Here is an 18,695-nt window from a genome sequence, read left to right on the forward strand (position 1 = left end):
CCGCGAAGACGGTGGCGACCGCTCAAGACAAGGTGGCGGTGCGCAAGACCAGTAAGTTTACGGGTAAATGCAGGTGTTGAGGGATCAGTGCGCAGCTATTTGGGATAGAGCGGCGGCAAGCCACTGTCGCCCACCGGATCCTGCGCCCGCTCGGCCGCCGGGATGGCGCGGATCACCCGCCACAACTCTTCGCCCTGCCAGTGTAGGCCGGTTTCGCTGTACAGTGCACCGTTCAAGCCGTCCAGAGCATCGGACAGCGGCACGAAACGCGCGGCCATTTCGGCCAGGGTTTCCGGTTGCTGGCGAGCCCAGGCGTCCAGCGCCTGGCGCGTGACCTGGGGGTCGTTGGCCAGGCAGCTACGTTTGAGATCATCGAGCAGGGTGCGTGGGCTCGGACCGGTCTGTGTGGCACGGTGCACGGCCGGCTGCTGGCGCGCCCGCCACCAGAGGCCGAAACCGAACAGGGTGGTGCAGGCCAGTAACAGGGTGCTGAGTTTCCAGATCCATAGGTTCGTCGCGTCAGCGGCGACGTTTCCCGGTACTCCGCTGACCGGGGTGTCCGGCGCCAGGCTTGGGTTGTTCGCTACCTGCAGGGTCCGTGCCGGCAGGCTGCTGCGTTCCATATGATCTTCGTAGGTATTCCACCAGATCACGGCCACTGCCGGTAGCTCGAAGCTGCCACTGTGGGTTGGCACCAGCGCCTCGCGCTCTTCACGGCTGCCGATCAGCCCGCGTTCACTGTTCTGATTGTCCAATTGCGGCTGGTCCGGGTAGCGGCGCAGACCACTGAGGCTGGTCGTCGGCAGCGGTGGCAACTGGGCACTGGACAGGCCTTCGGCCTTGACGGTGAGGCTGCGGGTCAGTGAGTCTCCGACCTGGCTGTGCTCGGGCTCCGGGCTCCAGCTTTCGCTCAGGCTTAGGCTGCGGGCTGGCAGCCAGGGAGTATCGGCGGGCCAAGTGGAGGGCTGTGGCTTGACGTCGAGAGTCATCTCGGCCGAGCTGACATGAATCAGCTTGCCGGGCTTGGGCACCGCCGGCACCTGGTCCTGGCCGATATCCACCAGCGTCGCGCTGAACACCTGTGCCGGAATCGTCAGCTTGCCACTGTGTTGCGGATAGATCGCGTAGCGCAGCTCGATCACCCCATGGCGCACACCATTGATCAGCTTTTCATAGGTGCGTGATTCGCCCAATAGCTCGATGCGTCCATCGCTCACCTGCAAGGGGCTCAGGCTGCTGTCGTCATACAGCGACACTGAATGGTAGATCCGTAGGGTCAGTACCGCCTGGGCCTGGACGTAGACACTGTCCTGGTCGAGGTTGGCCTCGATGAACACCGGCGCCAGACTGTTGGCCGCGTCTTGTTCCTCGCTCTGCAGCACTTGCAGGGTGATGGGCTGGCTCTTCAGCTCGCCCAATTGCAATGACGGAATGAGCACGCTGCCGTTCTGCTTCGGGGTCAGGGTAATGATCCAGCGCGTCGTCGCCTGTTTGTCACCGCCCAGGGATCTCAACTGGTTGACCTGGCGCGTACCGCGCACTTCGAACTGGCTGGCCAGCGGCTCCAGGTCTGGCTTGCCGAATTGGGTGACATCGGCGGACTCCAGGGTCAGCTCCACCGACTCGCCGGAGTTCAGGCGCATGCGGTCGACGCTGGCGATCAACCCATCGGCGTGGGCTGGCAGGACCCCGCACAGCAGCCACAGCCAGAGAACGGAAAAGCGAGTGGTCATCGGGTCTTGTCCTGATGGAGCTGTTGTTCGTACCAGAATTTGCGTCGCAGCAGCTCGCCCGGATCATCGGGGATCTGCCGCAGCCATTGTTCGAGGGCCTGGCGCCGCTCGCCATCGAGGGTCTGCGAGGCGTTGCGCGGCGGTGGCCGGGTAGTGTGCTCGTCGCCCAGTTCGCTACCCGGTACGTCATTCTCACTCGTCGCCGCAACGGTGGTCTCGGGCGGTCCCGTATCGGAGGGCGAGTTGTCCTCCCGCGGCATCGCGGTGCTGTTTGTCTGCTGGTCAGAGGGGACGCTGCCGGGCTGGGCTTGGTGGTCAACGACAGGCGACTCACTACCGGTTCGTGCGGTGTCGGCGAGTTTGTCCGGCTCAACCGGCGGCTGGGTGCGTTTTTCCTCAAGTATCTGCTCGACCAGGGCCTTGTTTCTCAAGGCCGGGCGCAAGTCGGGCTGACGCTCCAGCGCCTGCTCATAGGCGTCCAGGGCTGCCTCCAGCTCGCCGCTGCGGGCCAGTGCATTGCCGCGATTGTAATGGGCATTGGCATCGTTGCCCTCGGCAAACCTGCGGGCGGCGGCGACATAGTCGCCGGCCTCGTAGAGGGCCAGGCCCTGCCACTGCGGATCCTCGAAGTGCTTGGCCGCCTCCAGTGGACGCTGCTGTTCCAGCAGCTTGAGGCCTTGCTGGTCCGGTCGCAGCCACAGGTCGTTGAACTCGAAGGCCTGACTCGGCTGTGGGAACAGAAACCACAACGGCAGACAGAACAACCAGCCGCGCCGCCCGGCACAGGCGGCCAACAGCAGCAGGGGCAGTAGCAGCCAGTAACCCTGGTCGACCCAACTGTCGAGTTGCACGACCTGGCCGTCGTCACGCAAATGCCGTGGGCCGTCGAGCAGGCCCAGGCCGCGCAGATCGCTCTCGTCCAGGCGCGCCTGGCGATAACGGCCACCCACTTCGCCGACAAAGGCCCTGAGACGGCGGCCGTCGAGGCGCGAGACCTGTATCGCGCCCTGGGCATTCTTGAGCAAACCGCCGTTGTCCTGGACGACCGGCGCACCGTCACGGGTGCCGATGCCAAGGATCAATAGACTGTGACGCCGCCCGTCCAGGGCTCGGCGAATACCTTCACGCTCCTGTTCGCTGAGAGAGGAGCCGATCAGCAAGAGGCGACCCTGGCCCTGAGCGCCACGTTCGAGCAAGGTCAGTGCCTTGGCCACGGCGAGGTCGGCCCGGTGTCCCTGCTGGGGCATGATGGAGGGCTTGAGGGTGTCCAGCAGGTTGCGGCTGGTACTCATGTCATCGGACAGCGGCACCAGGGTGTGGGCGCTGCCGGCATAGACGATGATCGCCGTCTGTGCGTCGCTGCGCGCCCGTAGCAGGTCCAACAGCTTGCGGCGGGCCTGCTCCAGGCGATTGGGCAGGACATCGGTGGCGAGCATGTCCGGGGTCAGTTCCAGTAGCACCACCAGCGGGTCCGAGGGTTTCTGGGTCGATTGTTCGACACGCTGCCAACTGGGGCCTAGTAGCGCTAACAGGGCCAGTGTCCAGCCCAGTCCGAGGGCGATCCACGGTAGTTTGCTGTCGCGCCCGCTGCCACCGCCGAGCAACACGCGGTGAAAGGCGGATGGCAGGATCATCTGCCAGCGCCCGGCACGTTTTTGGCGATGCCAGAGTTGCCACAGCAACCGACCGAGCAGGGGCAAGAGTAACAGCCACCAGGGGCGGAACCAGTGCGGCCAGAGGGTGGACCAGAGTTCGGCGATCATCGACGCCTCCGCAAGCGCAGGCGATTGAGACGCTGGCGCCAGTGCGGATGTTGGGTTAAGAAGTGGCGGCTGGCCAGCCAGCGTTGGAGCATCTTGTCCGGCCAATGCTCGCGGATCACCAACAGCAGGCTCAATACCAACGCGATGGCCAGCGGCCAATGGTAAAGGGCGTGAACGGGACGGGCTTGGGTCGGTTGCTGGGCCACGGGTTCGAGTGTGTCGAGGGTGCGGCGGATCAGTTGCAGTTCATTGCCGTCGCGGGCTCGGAAATACTGGCCGCCGGTGATCTGGGCGATTTCTTTGAGGCTCGCTTCGTCCAGATCCATGCTCGGATTGAGCCCGAGCATGGACAGGCTGGCGCTCTGCTGCGGATCGGCTCCGATACCAATCGGGTAGATTTTCACCTGTTCTTCGGCCGCCAGGCGCGCGGCGGTGATCGGGTCGATCTCACCGCCATTGTTGGCACCGTCGGTGACCAGGATCAGCACCCGGCTCTGTGCCGGGCGCTGGCGCAGGCGCTTGAGGGCCAGGCCGATGGCATCGCCGATGGCGGTGTTTTTCCCGGCGATGCCGATCTTCGCTTCGTCCAGCCAGATCCGCACGGTGCGCCGGTCGAAGGTCAGCGGCGCCTGGACATAGGCCTTGCTACCGAACAGGATCAGCCCGACGCGGTCGCCTTGGCGGCCTTCGAGGAAGTCGCCGAGTAGGTGCTGGACCAGGTTCAAGCGGCTGACTTCTTCGTCCTGCCAGTGCATGTCGGGAAACTCCATGGAGCCGGAGACATCCACTGCTACCAGCAGATCGCGGCCGCTGGCGGCGATCGGCAACGGCTCGCCAAGCCACTGCGGGCGGGCAGCGGCCATCAACAGCAGCAGCCAGAGCAACAGGAAGGGGAGCTGTTGGCGCCAGCCCGGCAGGTTGATCCGGGCGCGGCGACGGGCGAGGATTTCGAGATCGGCGAGAAAGCTGACCTTCAGTGCCGCTTCGCCACTGTCGGCCACCGGCAGCACCAGGCGCAGCAACCAGGGCAGCGGCAACAGCGCGAAAATCCATGGCCAGGCGAACTCAAACATGCTTGCGAATCCAGGTGTCGATGGACTGACTCAACCCGGCGATGGCCTTGTCGTCGAGTTTGCATTCGGGCTTGTAGGCCCCCTCCACCAGCACCATCCAGCGGGTCAGCCCGGCAGCCGGGCAGCGGTTGTCGAGGAATGCCAGCCATTGACGGCCATTGAGGGTATGGCTCTGGCTATAAGGGTAATCGTTGCGACACAAGCGCTTGAGCAGCGCGTTGAGTTGCTGCAGCCAGGCACCGGCTGGCGCGCCGTCATAGGGCTTGGGCAGGCGTGCGAGTTCGTCCAGCGCAGCCAGTCGCAGCGGATCCAGCGGCTGTTCGGCGAGCGCCAGTGGGCGTTTGCCCACCAGCCAGCGGCGCAGATACCCGAGGCCGACGCCCAGCAGTGGGAGCAACAGCGCCAGTAGCCACCAGCCCGGTGCCGGCGGCCAGAAACCCTGGACCGGCGGACTGATCAATGGTTGCAACGAGTCCAGCCCGCTCATGGCTGTTTCCCCGGACGTTGCGGATTGAGGTAGTCGCGCAACTGCTCGACCATTTCGCTCTGAGTGCTCAAGGGCATCAGCAACACCCGCAATTTCTGCGCCAGCAGTTCCCAGCGGGCAACCCGCGCTTCACCCTGGTCGCGATAAGCCCGACGCAGCTCCGGGTTCAGGGTATCGAGTTCCAATTGCGCGCCACGTTCGGAAAAACGCAGCAGGCCGGCGGCGGGCAGGGCGTGGTCGAGTGGATCGGACACCGGTAGCAGCAACAGGTCGCAATGGCGCGATAGCAGGCTCAACTGCTGTTCGGCGGCATTGCTCAGCGCTCGTTCGTCGCAGATGACAATCACCAGGCTGCCCGGACGCAGTACTTCGCGCGCACGAATCAGCGCCAGGCCCAGCGCATCGCGATCTGCTGCGGTTTCGGTGTGCAGCGATTGGTTGACCCGCACCAGCCGATTGAGCAACTGCAGCAGGCTCTGTTTGCTGCGTCGGGGCTTGATCTCGTAGTGCTCGTTATCACCATAAACCAGCCCGCCGACCCGGTCGTTGTGGCCCAGCGCGGCCCAACCGATCAGGCTTGCCGCCTGGGCGGCGAGCACCGACTTGAACGTCTGCCCCGAACCGAAGAACAACTGTCGGCTTTGCTCCACGAGAATGAAAATCGGCCGCTCCCGTTCTTCGTGGAACAGTTTCGTATGGGGTTCCTGGGTCCGCGCGGTGACTCGCCAGTCGATAGTCCGCACATCGTCACCGGCCTGGTAGACCCGCACCTGGTCAAAGTCCACCCCGCGTCCACGCAGTTTCGAATGATGCAGGCCGATCAACGGGCTGCGCTGGCTTGGCGTTGAGAATAGCTGCACTTCGCGCACGCGATGGCGCATCTCGATCAACTCGGCGAGTGTGGTGCGGATGCCGGGTTCGGCGGGCAGGGGGGGAATCATGGTCAGGCGACGGCGACGACATCGAGAATCCGCTGCACGACCCGGTCCTGGTCAATCCCCGCTGCTTCGGCCTCAAACGACAGGATGATGCGGTGACGCAGCACATCGAACAGTACTGCTTGAATATCCTCCGGGCTGACGAAGTCGCGGCCAGCCAGCCAGGCATGGGCGCGGGCACAACGGTCAAGAGCGATCGAACCGCGCGGACTGGCGCCGTAGGCGATCCATTCGGCCATTTCCGGGTCGAACTTGGCCGGGGTGCGGGTCGCCATGACCAATTGCACCAGATACTCCTCCACGGCATCGGCCATGTACAAGCCGAGGATCTCCTTGCGTGCGGCGAAGATCGCCTGCTGGCTGACCCGACGCTCGGGCTTGGTTTCGCCGTTCAGCGCTTCGCCGCGAGCTTGTTGCAGGATTCGCCGTTCGACAGCGGCATCCGGGAAACCGATCTTGACGTGCATCAGGAAACGGTCGAGCTGGGCTTCGGGCAATGGATAGGTGCCTTCCTGCTCGATTGGGTTTTGGGTCGCCATCACCAGGAACAGCGGTGACAGCTCGTAAGTGCTGCGTCCGACACTGACCTGGCGCTCGGCCATGGCCTCAAGCAAGGCCGACTGGACCTTGGCCGGAGCCCGGTTGATTTCGTCCGCCAGTACCAGGTTATGGAAGATCGGGCCTTGCTGGAACACGAAGCTGCCGGTTTCCGGGCGATAGATCTCGGTGCCGGTAATATCGGCAGGCAGCAAATCAGGGGTGAACTGGATGCGATGGAACTGCGCTTCGATGCCTTCGGCCAACTCTTTGATGGCCTTGGTCTTGGCCAGGCCGGGGGCGCCTTCGACCAGCATGTGGCCGTCGGCCAGCAACGCGATCAGCAGGCGCTCGATCAGTTTTTCCTGGCCGAGAATCTGCGCTGAGAGAAAGGTTCGCAGCGCCAGCAGCGCTTCACGATGTTCCATCGATGAGTGTTCCTGGAGAGGGTGGCCGACGGCATTCGAATAATATCGCGGCTGAGGGCGTTACTTTAATCCATCGCGGCGGTGCCGACTAACGGCCAGGGGAGATTTTATGGATTTTGAGGAAAAGTCCTACATTATTATTGAGGCACCTATCTTGTACATGACCCCGTCCTGTCGCTTTGGGCGGGGCCAGACTGCGTGGTTCTCAGGTTTACCTGGCCAGCGCGCAGCCATAGTCCTGGATCTCGCCGGCAGAGCCCAGGTTGAAATCAACCAGGCTCAGGCGGTTTGCCAGCAACAGCAGGTCTCCCCCAGGGGCTACCACCAGGGCCAGGCCATAGCGGGCAATGCTGTCATCTTGCCGACGTACATAGTCACCCAATACCTTGAACGGGTTTTCCCGGACCAGATCCTGGCCGTCAAGGCGTTTCGCCAGGTATGCATGCCTGTTCAGTCTGACGCCCAGAGGCTGCCAGTCCCGCGTGACCTGTGGGGCATGTTCGTCCAATAACGCGCGCGTCTCGGGACGCAGACAGGCCAGGTGGATATGCAACTGGCCCTGGGAGCGGCCATAACGGGAGTTGACAGCCAGCGACAGCAATTGGTCGTTGATCGGCTGGCCTGCTTCGGCGGCCAGGCGCCCACGTTGCTGCCAGGCATTGGCAAAAAAAGCGTAGGCATTGTCTTCGAGCAGCCGCGGGCTTTCGATACCTGTGATCCGCTCTGTCGGAATGATCAGATGGTGCAAAGGCCCCTGGCGATCCTTGAACAGGACATAGTGCTGTTCGAGGTCTACCACCAGGCAAGGTGCGGAGTTTTTCATGTCTCGTTGATCAGGCACACATTGCTGGCTGACAATCCGCCACAGCGCATCACCGTTGCCGTGCCCCCAGATCAGCCAGGACACCGCCACCAATACCGCCGCAGCCACCACCGGCGCTGAGATTTTAAGCCACTTGCTCATTCGGGATTCCTGATCAGAAATAAAAACTGCAGCACTCTAAACCAGCAATCCTCTATTTTTTATGTCGATTCTGATCCTGAATGTTTCAGGCTACTAACCCAATTCGCTGATATAGGTACCGGTACCGTCGAGGATGTTTTTCAGCGTCTGCTCGACTTCCGCCAGGTCCGAAGCAGGGGTCTTGTGACGGATCTCAAGGTGATCATCGCCGTTCAACGCATCGGCATCGCCGGGTGCGATTTCGATCAGCAGACGTGTGGCGCTCAGCGTGATCTTGACGCCATCGAGGGTGGAGGGTTCGCCATCGAGGGTGATCTCCAGTTCATCCTCGTCGGGATAGCGGGTCATCAGAAACATTTCCCCCGTGTCACTGTGGCAACAAAGCATGGCCATATCGTCTTCTTCATCGTCGCAAGGGTTGGCGATGAGATGGGCGGTATTGAGTTGCATGGAGAGGTGTCCTATCTGGGCAGAGAGATAGCGTATTTTGCCTGCATTCGGATTTTTTTTCAGGATCCGCCGCGTCGCGGTCAACCCTTCAAACCGAGTGCTGAAAAAATAACGAAACTCTGACACTGACGACTTGAAGTGGTCCCAAGGAGGCGACTCACTGGAACGTCAGGTTGATCGCTAAGTAGGCGCCAGTTTATCTAAGGTAAATCTATATTGAGGACGCCACTCAGCGTGATCTCATATGTTTCGTGCCATCCACGCAGGTTTATCTGTTCTCGCTTTAAGTGGGACTACTCGTACATACCTGTCATTTTTGACAGTAGACGCCGTCAACTGAAATCCTGATAATCGTCTCCAAGCCGAGTTCCAGTGTTGTCCGGTTCAAGATTTTTCATAAAAATCTTTGCGGAGGAGCGCGGTATTGAAAATCCTGAAGTATGTCTGCCGGTGTTTTCTGGTCAGACAGATTAACTTCTTTGTATGCCAAAACCATTCCAGCTGGAGTCTGCCGATACCCGGTAGCAGCCCCGGCGAGGCGTTCCCAAAGACAGTCCGGCATGACGCCAGTGGCTGGTTCGTGGAGCGCCTCAGGTTACTCGTTGGTTCGAATAATCTCCTGTTATCCGGTTGTGCTCCTGCAATCCCGGCGGGCCAGCACACCTGGCTTGATCAGGACGATACCTGCAACCAGAACAAAAGAATAAATACCGTCTTGGTATGGTTGCAAACCTTTCATGCTGCTCATGGGCAGGGTTGCGGCTGGGCAGGGTTGCGCGGTGAATTGGCGGGTGTGTCGGGCAAGCTGTCGTGTCTCGATAATTCTGTAGGAATGTTGGATGTATTTTATCGGAAGGTTCTTATCTTTTTAACGGAATTGAGGAGTGTTGTTTTTTTTCAATTCAGAGGATATTGCCGGTTTTACAGTGCGGGTAATTCAAGTTTGTGCGCTCATGCCATTTTGAGATTATCGGTGCAGAAAAAATATCGGGATCTGGAATGAAAATGACTGTCGGAACTCCGGGGATTAAAGAATGGGACTGATTTCCGTGATTCTTTCTGGAGGAGTGGGGAGCCGCCTATGGCCGTTATCACGAGAAGATCATCCCAAACCTTTCATGTTTCTGCCCGACGGGCAAAATCTGATTCAGAAGGCATTTCTGCGTGCCTCTGAAGTACAAGGGGTTGTTGAAATCCTGACGGTGATGAATCAGGAGTTACTTTTCAAGGCACAAGCTGAATATCGGGCTATCGATCAGCAAGGGCATAGGCAGGGTTTTATTCTCGAACCCTTCGGTCGTAATACGGCGGCAGCGGTGGCAATTGCGGCTTTGCAACTGCAGGCTATCTACGGCTCCGATGCGCAAATGCTGGTATTGGCGGCCGACCACTTGATCCAGGATGACGCGGCGTTTACTCGCGCGGTCAGCGATGCGAAGGCATTGGCTGATAAGGGCTGGCTGGTGACTTTTGGTATGACTCCGACGCATCCCGAGGTGGGTTTTGGTTATATCGAGACAACTGGAGAGGATCTCGGGGGTGGTTTTGCGGTAAAACATTTTGTCGAGAAACCCGACCTGCAAACGGCACGGGACTATGTCTCAACGGGTTGCTGGTACTGGAACTCCGGCATGTTCTGTTTTCGCATAGGCAGTCTATTGGATGAGTTGCAACTGCACGCGCCAGATGTGCTTGGCGCAGCTGTCGAGACACTCGCCCGCTCTCGAACCACGACGGCTTCCGGTCATCGCTGCCTGACACTGGATGCCGAGACATTTGCAACGGTTCCCGAGGTCTCGATCGATTGTGCCCTGATGCAGCGTTCCAGCAGGGTGGCGACCGTTGTCTGTGATATTGGTTGGAGCGACATTGGTTCATGGAATGCCGTGAGTCATCTGACGCCCGCCGATGTTCAAGGTAATCGCTTCGCCGGTGAGGTGGTCACTCATTCGGCTCGCAATAACTATGTCTACAGTGAGGACCGTCTGATGGCGCTGGTGGGCGTCGAGGACCTGCTGGTCGTTGAAACGCCCGATGCGATTTTGGTCGCTCACAAGGATCATGCGCAGGAGGTGAAGCATATTGTCGGGCATCTCAAATCCAGTGGCCATACCTCACATCTGTTGCATCGCACCGTTCACCGGCCCTGGGGCACCTATACGGTGCTTGAGCAAGGTGAACGTTTCAAGATCAAGCGAATAGTGGTGAGGCCCAAAGCCTCGTTATCCCTGCAAATGCACCATCATCGTTGTGAGCACTGGATCGTGGTCAGTGGTACGGCGCTGGTTGTCAATGATCAACAGGAGATGGTGCTCAACCCCAATGAGTCCACGCTCATTTTGGCGGGCCGCAAGCACAGGCTGGGCAATCCAGGAGTGGTGGATCTGGTGTTGATTGAAGTCCAGAGCGGAGATTATCTCGGTGAGGATGACATTGTTCGTTTTGAAGACACTTATGGTCGTGTCGAAGTGGCTGGTCGCTAGGTTTTAGTCAGTGGGTCACTGAGTTCTGTAGTAGTGATCTTGTTCGGGTTTCCCCGACGACAGGAGAGTTTCGTCTGTTGGAAGCGTGGGTGCTTTCCGGATGTTCTCTGTCAGCTAATTGATTTTTTAAGCGGTGAAGATATGGATGCCAAAAAAGTAGCATTGATTACCGGTATTACTGGGCAGGACGGAGCCTATCTGGCCGAGTTTTTGCTCAAGAAAGGATATTCCGTGCATGGCATAAGACGCCGTAGTTCGCAATTCAATACGGCACGTATCGATCATTTGTATCATGACCCGCATGCGCAAGGTTATGACTTGACCTTGCATCACGGTGACTTGACGGACTCCAGCAGTCTTATTCGTATCGTCAGTGATGTGCAGCCGGATGAGATCTACAATCTCGGTGCTCAAAGTCATGTCGCGGTTTCTTTTGAGGAGCCTGAATACACGGCGAACTCCGATGGGCTCGGCGCACTGCGTCTTCTTGAAGCCATTCGTATTGCCGGTTTGGAGAAAAAATCACGATTTTACCAGGCTTCTACATCCGAACTATATGGGCTCGTACAAGAAGTTCCGCAACGAGAAACGACGCCGTTTTACCCTCGTTCACCTTATGCGGTTGCGAAGCTTTACGCCTACTGGATGACCGTCAATTATCGGGAAGCCTATGGCATCTATGCGTGTAACGGCATCTTGTTCAATCACGAATCGCCCCTGCGCGGTGAAACTTTTGTAACGCGCAAGATCACTCGCGCACTGGCCCGTATAAAACTTGGGCTGCAGGAGTGTTTGTATCTGGGCAATATGAACGCGCTACGTGACTGGGGGCACGCGCGTGACTATGTTGAAATGCAATGGATCATGTTGCAACAGGCTGTGCCGCGCGATTACGTGATTGCCACGGGAGAGCAACACTCGGTTCGCGAGTTCGTGGAGCTGGCCGCCAGGGTCATTGATATCGACATCAATTGGGAAGGGAGCGGCGTTGACGAGAAAGGTTATGACGCGCAGACCGGAAAGTGCATTGTCTGCGTTGATTCCCGTTATTTTCGTCCGACGGAAGTTGAAACGCTGTTGGGCGACCCTGGAAAAGCCAGAGAACAGTTGGGTTGGACGCCAAAAATTCCCTTTACGCACTTGGTCGAAGAGATGATGCGCGAAGATATGCGCGAAGCTAGCAGGGATCAGTTGGCCAAGACCCATGGTTATAAGTATTTCAATGGTCAAGAATAGCGGAGGTTTGGATGATTCCGGTCTATCAGCCTTATTTAGGCGCTCGTGAGAAGGAATATGTTAACCAATGTCTTGAGTCGACATGGATTTCCTCACGGGGCGAATTCATTTCGCGCTTCGAGCGCGAGTTTGCCAGCTATATTGGTTCGGAGCATGCAACGACGGTCAGTAACGGCACCGTCGCGCTTCATCTGGCAATGGCTGCGTTGAGGATCGGGGTGGGTGATGAAGTCATTGCTCCGACTCTGACCTACATAGCATCAATCAATACGATCATGCAAACAGGCGCCCGTGTGGTGTTCGCAGACTCGTCCGAACCCAGCTGGAATATCAATGTTGCCGATATCAGGGCGCGTATCAACGCAAGAACAAAAGCCGTGATGGTGGTTCATCTATATGGTCAAGCTTGTGACATGGATGAAATCGTCGCGCTGTGCAGGGAGCACAATCTATTGCTGATCGAGGACTGCGCCGAAGCATTTGGTTCTCTTTATAAAGGTCGTCACGTCGGCACGTTCGGTGATGTAGCGACTTTCAGTTTCTTCGGCAACAAGACCATCACCACGGGGGAAGGCGGAATGGTCGTTTGCCAGAAAGAGGATGTTCACGAGAGAGCCTGCTACCTGAAAAATCAGGGAGTTTCGAAGACTCGCGAGTATTGGCACGACGAAGTGGCGTACAACTACCGCATGACCAATATCTGTGCGGCCATAGGGCTTGCGCAGTTGGAACAGGCAGACACCATCATTGCCCGCAAACGTCAGATTGCACATTGGTACCGTGAGGCATTGGAAGGTTTACCCCTGACGTTTCACGCTGAATTAGCCGGTACGCGCCATTCCTACTGGATGTGCTCCATTCTTTTGCGGGAGTCCTGTCTGTGTCAGGGGCTTCGGGATTGGCTAAAGGCATGTGGCATAGATACGCGGCCACTGTTTCCACCCGCGCACACCATGCCTCATTGTCAAACCGACGAGATATTTGAAGTGGCACAGAGCCTGAGTTCTCGCGGTCTCAATTTACCCAGTTATCCAACCTTACGTCAGGATCAGGTGCTGCAGGTGAGCGAGGAAATTCGCAGCTACTTGGAGCGGTCTGCTTGATGAGTACTTATTTTGCTCGTATCTGGGACGCCCGCTATTTTTGGGTACACCTTGCACTTGCCGATTTGAGAGCCAGGTGGCGGCGATCATTTTTAGGGGTGGCCTGGTCGGTCATTCAGCCGCTGGGGATGACCTTGTTACTGGCCCTTGTATTCAGTAAGTTGTTCAATACCAATATTGTCAGTTATGCACCGTATATCTTGTCAGGAATTATCGTTTGGGAGTTTATCTCTGCTAACACCGTGGCCGGCTCGCTTTCTTTTGTGCAGGCGGATGCCTATATAAAACAATGTAATCATCCGTTGGCCATCTATACCTTGCGTACCGTGATTGGTAGCGTCATTGTATTGATGCTGGCGAGTTTGTCTCTCTATGGTTGGGCAGCGGTCGTACTGCCGCAAAATATAGGCTGGTGCTGGCTGGCAAGCTTGACCTTATACCCCATTCTCTGCCTGATCGCCTGGCCGGTGGCGACACTGTTGTCCTATATCAGTAGCCGTTTTCGAGACATTCCCCATGCCCTCGGGTTGGTGATGCAATCGCTGTGGTTCATCTCGCCGGTTTATTTCGAGGAGAAAATGTTCAGGCGCGGTGGGCTTGACGCATTGGTTGACTATAACCCGGTCTATCACATCCTTCAGTTGATTAGAGCTCCTTTGTTAAACGGAGAGTGGCCAACAATGGATAACTATCTCTTCAGTGTGGGCACAGCGTGCTTGTTTGCACTGATTGCACTACTCGTTGGCCGACGGGTCGAGCGTAAGGTGATTTTTTATCTATGAAAAAGAACAGGATTTCCCTGCAGAACGTCAACCTTCACTATGCCTCTGTGGCGTACAAGGAGCGCTCGTTGAAAACGCTCATGACTGGGCTTTTCAGCAAAAAAAACAGCAGGGCAAACGTGCTGGATATCCACGCGTTGAAAAATATCAGCGTCGATATCGTGCAGGGTGAGCGGGTGGGGTTGCTGGGGCACAACGGTGCTGGCAAGAGTACCTTTCTGAAAACAGTGGCCGGGCTGTATCCGGTTTCCAGCGGCACAGTGAGTGTTGAGGGGGCAATCCGTTCTCTCTTTGACCTGAGCCTGGGGTTTGAGCCCGATGCCAGTGGTCGGGAAAACATTCTTTATCGTGGTTTATTGTTGGGTTTGACGCCTGGCTTCATGCGTGAAAAAGAAGCAGAGATCGTTGCTTTTGCCGATTTGGGCGAGTTCATCGATTATCCGATCAGGACTTATTCGGCAGGTATGCAGGTCAGGTTGGCATTCGCCATATCGACCATGGTCGGTGGCGATATCCTGCTGTTGGATGAAGTCATCGGCGCGGGTGATGCTAGTTTTATGGCGAGGGCCAGGCAACGCATTGCCGGTCTTATCGAGCAGTCGGAAATCCTGGTCCTTGCTTCGCATGATTTCAGTGCCCTGCGTTCAATCTGCAGCCGTGGCCTGGTCTTCCATCACGGGCGGCTGGTTTATGACGGGCCTTGTGAGCAAGCCATCACGGAGTACCAGATCATCAACGGTGTGAGGCAATCATGAAGACATTGCGTGTCCTCTGGTTGCTCAATCACACCACCTTGCGAAAGTTTGAGATTGAACAGCTTCGTGCCTGTGGGGTGTCTGAGATATTTCTGCCCAAAAGCTTTGCCTATGATGAAGGGAACCTCTCCGCCAGTATCGACTTCAGCCAGGATGCAACTTTATCGTTGTCGGCCGAGTCGTTGGCAGTGCTTAACGCGCAAGACTGGTATTCGTCGCCCAGCGACGAGGCATGGGATATCGTCAATCGCCATTTCGATATCGCGATCATCGGTTTTTTCCCCAAGCAAATCGAATCGACCGTCTACAGATTCCACGGCTCGGTCATTCTCCGGGTATTCGGGCTTAGCGCGGGATACTCTTATTCCCAACTTTTATACGAAGAGGTCGGGGAGGCGGTCGTCAGAAAGATCAAGTCCATGGGAGCTCGTTTCTGGTTCGGCGTGGGCTATGAGCATTTAAGCGATAACGAGTGTCACTTCCTGGCCGATCGTACCTGTTTCTTACCCATGGGATTGAAAGATATCGACAGGGTCGGAGGGTGGCAGGGCATGTTGAACAAAATATTATTTGTATGCCCACGAATTGGCTCATCTCCTTATTTTGAAAATATCTATCGAACATTTGTGCGCGATTTTGCCGGGTTTGACTATAGCGTGGGTGGGGCACAGCCCATCGCCGTAAGCGATGTCCGGGTGCTCGGTTTCGTTTCGAGCGAACAGCATGAATACAACATGAAGCAGCATAAATTGATGTTTTATCATTCGACGGAGCCTAATCATATTCACTATCACCCCTTCGAAGCGGTAAAACAGGGTATGCCGCTGTTGTTCATGGCCGGTGGCATGCTGGATAAAATGGGTGGGTTGGTACTTCCTGGTCGTTGCAAATCCATTGCAGAGGCTAGAACGAAGGCCAGGCGCCTGCTCGCCAACGACGAGAAATTGATAAAAAGTATTTGCGAGAGCCAAGTCTGCCTGCTGGATCGGATGAGTGCCGGATATTGTAAACAATTCTGGAGTGCTGGTTTCGCAAAGGTCATTGCCGCACGCGCGGTAGCACTCAGTGAATCCTTGTCTCGCCCCAGAAAGCGCAAGCGCATTGGGGTGATCCTTCCCATTGAATATCGTGGGGGCAGTCTAAGGGGAGCCATTCTACTTGCCAGAGCCCTCAGTGTCGGGAGCCGTCAGGCCGGTGAAGATGCCGATATCGTTTTTCTTCATCTTGACAGTCCTGAAGTCTATTCGCCTGAACTGTTCGATGATGTGCCGACGGATATCTCTGTGCGTCCCTTCCGATGGATGGTTTTGAGTCGCGATGCTGCGCGTCGAGCCATGCGCTATGCCGGCCATGAGGGCTGGGAGCCCGATAGTGAACGTTATCTTGCGGTGGATGATGGTATTCACTCGCTTGAGGACTGTGACCTGTGGTTGGTTGTTTCTGACCGGCTGTCCGCGCCCCTGTTGCCGATCAAACCGGCCATTTTAATGGTCTATGACTACTTGCAGCGGTATGTGCGTATCTTGCCCGATGGTGCTGATCAGCCTTACCTGGATGCTGCCCGGCGTGCCACGAAAGTTCTGGTGACCACTCGGTTTACCCACAACGATGTACTTCAATATGCCGGTGTTGCGCCTGACAAGGTGTTCAAACTACCCATGTTGGCGCCGGACCTTTACCCAGACACACCCATCTTTCCGAGAGATCCACAAGCCCCTGCGTATTTTTTGTGGACAAGCAATCTGGCCATGCACAAGAACCATGAGAATGCCCTCAAGGCATTGAAGATCTACTACGAAGAGATGCAGGGGGAGTTGGTGTGCTTTCTGGTCGGAGTGGAAACGGAGAAGTTGTTGAAAGGTGATTTGCGACGCCCACGGCGCCTGGCTGAACTTGTTAAGAAGAGTGTCCCGCTAAGTAGACAGTTGACGATTCGGGGTGAATTGCCAGATCGAGACTACCGGCAACTGTTGGCCAATGCGGCTTTTCTTTGGCATGCGGGCGCAATCGACAACGGTACTTTCAGTGTTGTCGAAGCAGCCAGCCTGGGGGTGCCGGCGCTTAGCAGCGATTATCCGGCCATGCGCGAAATTGATCAGCAGTTTTCACTGGGGGTGAGCTGGATGGATGCGTTCGAGCCCCGGCAAATGGCGGCCGGTCTCAAAGAGATGGAGCGCTCCTATCGGGCGCTTCGAACTTGTCTGCCTGATCGTAGCAAGATGCTGGAACAGGGCCTGGAGGCGTTGGCAGGAGATTACTGGCGGGTGGTTAGAACATGTCTATAAGAACGTTCGGCATTTATCTGGCTTACGCGCCGGGCGTCAATCTCAAGCATGAGGGATTGGGTCGGCATCTGGCTGCATTTCTCAAAGGCGCAGCCGAGCGTGAGGACGTCCGCTTTGTGTTGATTTGCCCAAACTGGTCGAAAGACGATCTTGAGTCTCTCTTTATCAGCGAGGGTGTACGCCAGGATCGATTCGAAGTGGTTTCTCCTGAGCGGGTTCCCTTGATTATTTATCTGTACGAGGCCTATCTCGCGAGGAGAGGCCGGCGTAGAACGCTAGGTCTTAAAACCTGGTTGTTGGATAAATTCAGGGCATTGAAATCACGTGGCCTCCAGCATGTCGAGAATCGCTTGGTGAGTACGTTTTCATACCGGGGGTTATTTTTAATCGGCATTGAGGTTCTGATTGTCCTTCTGCTGCTGCTGTTGTTAAGCCCTTTGGCGGTTCTGTGGGGAATAGGCCTTGGTATCACGGCGGGTGCGCGACGTCTCAAAAGAGTTCTTGGGGCCATTGGCTCAACGTCAACCGCTTCACGCTGGTATTCCATGGTGAATCGGCCCAAGGGCGATGCGTTTGTATTGCGGCTGTATAAGCGGCTTGAGTGGGCCGAAGCCGAGAGAATGCAGCATCTCATCGAGCGCATGGATGAGGTCAGGGCCTGGTATTGCCCGACGGCCTTTTGGCCTGCGTTCAATAACATCGCCACTCCGCGTCTTATGTGTGTACCCGATGTCGTGCTGGCTGATTTTTCCGTTGGATTTTCAAACGTCGGTGAAAATAGATTTCTACAGGTGTTTGAACAAATCGGATCCTCCATTCGATCAGCCACGAATCTTGTCTGTTATAGCGAAACGGTGAAGTGGGCGACACTGGTTGATCGCTATGCCATAGCGCCCTCGGCCATTACCGTGATCCGCCATGCGCCAAATGACTTGAGCTCCTTGGTCACGGTGCACGGGTTTTCAGATGGTGAATTGGCGTCACGGAACTACTGTGAGAAGTTGTTAATAAGGGCGTTCAAGAAGTCATCAAATTTTTCATATGCTGCGGGTTTTGCCAATGCTCAGGTAAAATTTATATTTTATGCAAGTCAATTTCGTCCAAATAAAAATGTCCTGACGCTGTTGACTGCATACGAGTACCTATTAAGACGACGGTTTATTACGCATAAGCTGCTATTGACTGGCAATATCGATGGGTATCCGCAGATACGTGAGTTTATCAAGGAGCATTTCCTGGAAAATGACGTCATTTGCCTGCATGGCCTGAGCATTCAAGAGCTGGCAGCTTGTTACAAACTGGCTGACCTGGCCGTCAATCCGAGCCTCAGCGAGGGCGGCTGCCCCTTTACCCTGACTGAGGCGCTGTCAGTTTCCACGCCTGTCGTGATGGCAAGAACGGCGGTGAGCGAGGAAATCATTCAAGACCCACAGATATACAAGGTCACTCTTTTCGACCCTTATGACTGGCGAGACATGGCGAGATGTATTGAATGGGGGCTTACCCACCGGGAGCAATTATTAGAAATACAGAAAAAATTTTACGAAGTGTTGTCACGACGCACATGGGCCGATGTCGCCAATGAGCATATCGAAATCCTGGATCGGATATCTGGTGGTCCGTGTGGCTAGTTCTGTTAGTTAGTTTCGGCGCCATAAGCCTCTAGGTCAGCCGGTGT

At 56.6% G+C, this 18,695-nt stretch carries 16 protein-coding genes; 8 read left to right on the plus strand and 8 right to left on the minus strand.

Annotated elements, in window-relative coordinates; genetic code table 11:
• Positions 1 to 95 precede the first annotated feature (95 nt).
• The 8 genes from BMX68_RS08995 to BMX68_RS09030 form a co-directional block, all read right to left on the minus strand.
• The gene (locus BMX68_RS08995) at positions 96 to 1,733 is read right to left on the minus strand and encodes a BatD family protein (RefSeq protein WP_074862049.1); all 1,638 of its coding nucleotides are present in this window, start codon (positions 1,731 to 1,733) and stop codon (positions 96 to 98) included.
• Entirely contained in the window at positions 1,730 to 3,496 is a 1,767-nt protein-coding gene (locus tag BMX68_RS09000) for a VWA domain-containing protein (RefSeq protein WP_017133580.1), read from the minus strand. The genes BMX68_RS08995 and BMX68_RS09000 overlap by 4 nt, the downstream gene beginning before the upstream one ends.
• On the minus strand, positions 3,493 to 4,569 hold the full coding sequence (locus tag BMX68_RS09005) for a vWA domain-containing protein (protein ID WP_060783659.1): 1,077 nt from the start codon (positions 4,567 to 4,569) through the stop codon (positions 3,493 to 3,495). Before BMX68_RS09005 ends, BMX68_RS09000 begins: the two co-directional genes overlap by 4 nt.
• Positions 4,562 to 5,056 carry a DUF4381 domain-containing protein gene (locus tag BMX68_RS09010; RefSeq protein ID WP_017133577.1) on the minus strand — a complete coding sequence of 165 codons (495 nt, stop codon included), beginning with the start codon at positions 5,054 to 5,056 and terminating at the stop codon, positions 4,562 to 4,564. Before BMX68_RS09010 ends, BMX68_RS09005 begins: the two co-directional genes overlap by 8 nt.
• On the minus strand, positions 5,053 to 5,997 hold the full coding sequence (locus tag BMX68_RS09015) for a DUF58 domain-containing protein (protein ID WP_017133576.1): 945 nt from the start codon (positions 5,995 to 5,997) through the stop codon (positions 5,053 to 5,055). The genes BMX68_RS09010 and BMX68_RS09015 overlap by 4 nt, the downstream gene beginning before the upstream one ends.
• A gap of 2 nt (positions 5,998 to 5,999) precedes the next feature.
• On the minus strand, positions 6,000 to 6,959 hold the full coding sequence (locus BMX68_RS09020; protein WP_017127865.1) for an AAA family ATPase: 960 nt from the start codon (positions 6,957 to 6,959) through the stop codon (positions 6,000 to 6,002).
• A gap of 211 nt (positions 6,960 to 7,170) precedes the next feature.
• Positions 7,171 to 7,923 (minus strand): CDP-diacylglycerol diphosphatase, encoded by a 753-nt coding sequence (locus tag BMX68_RS09025; RefSeq protein ID WP_074862053.1) that lies wholly within the window; start codon positions 7,921 to 7,923, stop codon positions 7,171 to 7,173.
• A 93-nt stretch (positions 7,924 to 8,016) separates the two neighbouring features.
• Complete coding sequence (locus tag BMX68_RS09030) at positions 8,017 to 8,373, minus strand: hypothetical protein (RefSeq protein ID WP_017133574.1); 357 nt, start codon at positions 8,371 to 8,373, stop codon at positions 8,017 to 8,019.
• A 424-nt stretch (positions 8,374 to 8,797) separates the two neighbouring features.
• On the opposite strand from BMX68_RS09030, the gene BMX68_RS25405 reads away from it, so the two are divergent.
• From BMX68_RS25405 to BMX68_RS09065, 8 genes are all read left to right on the plus strand, one after another.
• The gene (locus tag BMX68_RS25405; protein WP_143063267.1) at positions 8,798 to 9,376 is read left to right on the plus strand and encodes a hypothetical protein; all 579 of its coding nucleotides are present in this window, start codon (positions 8,798 to 8,800) and stop codon (positions 9,374 to 9,376) included.
• A gap of 31 nt (positions 9,377 to 9,407) precedes the next feature.
• The gene (locus tag BMX68_RS09035) at positions 9,408 to 10,856 is read left to right on the plus strand and encodes a mannose-1-phosphate guanylyltransferase/mannose-6-phosphate isomerase (RefSeq protein ID WP_026013360.1); all 1,449 of its coding nucleotides are present in this window, start codon (positions 9,408 to 9,410) and stop codon (positions 10,854 to 10,856) included.
• Between the two features lie 141 nt (positions 10,857 to 10,997).
• Complete coding sequence (gene gmd / locus BMX68_RS09040; protein WP_017133572.1) at positions 10,998 to 12,092, plus strand: GDP-mannose 4,6-dehydratase; 1,095 nt, start codon at positions 10,998 to 11,000, stop codon at positions 12,090 to 12,092.
• Positions 12,093 to 12,103: 11 nt separating this feature from the next.
• Positions 12,104 to 13,195, plus strand: a complete 1,092-nt coding sequence (locus tag BMX68_RS09045) for a DegT/DnrJ/EryC1/StrS family aminotransferase (protein ID WP_017133571.1) — start codon at positions 12,104 to 12,106, stop codon at positions 13,193 to 13,195.
• Complete coding sequence (locus BMX68_RS09050; RefSeq protein WP_017133570.1) at positions 13,195 to 13,977, plus strand: ABC transporter permease; 783 nt, start codon at positions 13,195 to 13,197, stop codon at positions 13,975 to 13,977. The genes BMX68_RS09045 and BMX68_RS09050 overlap by 1 nt, the downstream gene beginning before the upstream one ends.
• Entirely contained in the window at positions 13,974 to 14,732 is a 759-nt protein-coding gene (locus tag BMX68_RS09055; RefSeq protein ID WP_017133569.1) for an ABC transporter ATP-binding protein, read from the plus strand. The genes BMX68_RS09050 and BMX68_RS09055 overlap by 4 nt, the downstream gene beginning before the upstream one ends.
• Positions 14,729 to 17,017 (plus strand): glycosyltransferase, encoded by a 2,289-nt coding sequence (locus tag BMX68_RS09060; RefSeq protein WP_017133568.1) that lies wholly within the window; start codon positions 14,729 to 14,731, stop codon positions 17,015 to 17,017. The genes BMX68_RS09055 and BMX68_RS09060 overlap by 4 nt, the downstream gene beginning before the upstream one ends.
• Positions 17,008 to 18,648 (plus strand): glycosyltransferase, encoded by a 1,641-nt coding sequence (locus tag BMX68_RS09065; RefSeq protein WP_244159583.1) that lies wholly within the window; start codon positions 17,008 to 17,010, stop codon positions 18,646 to 18,648. The genes BMX68_RS09060 and BMX68_RS09065 overlap by 10 nt, the downstream gene beginning before the upstream one ends.
• Positions 18,649 to 18,695: the final 47 nt, after the last annotated feature.

Source organism: Pseudomonas agarici (assembly GCF_900109755.1).
GTDB lineage: Bacteria > Pseudomonadota > Gammaproteobacteria > Pseudomonadales > Pseudomonadaceae > Aquipseudomonas > Aquipseudomonas agarici.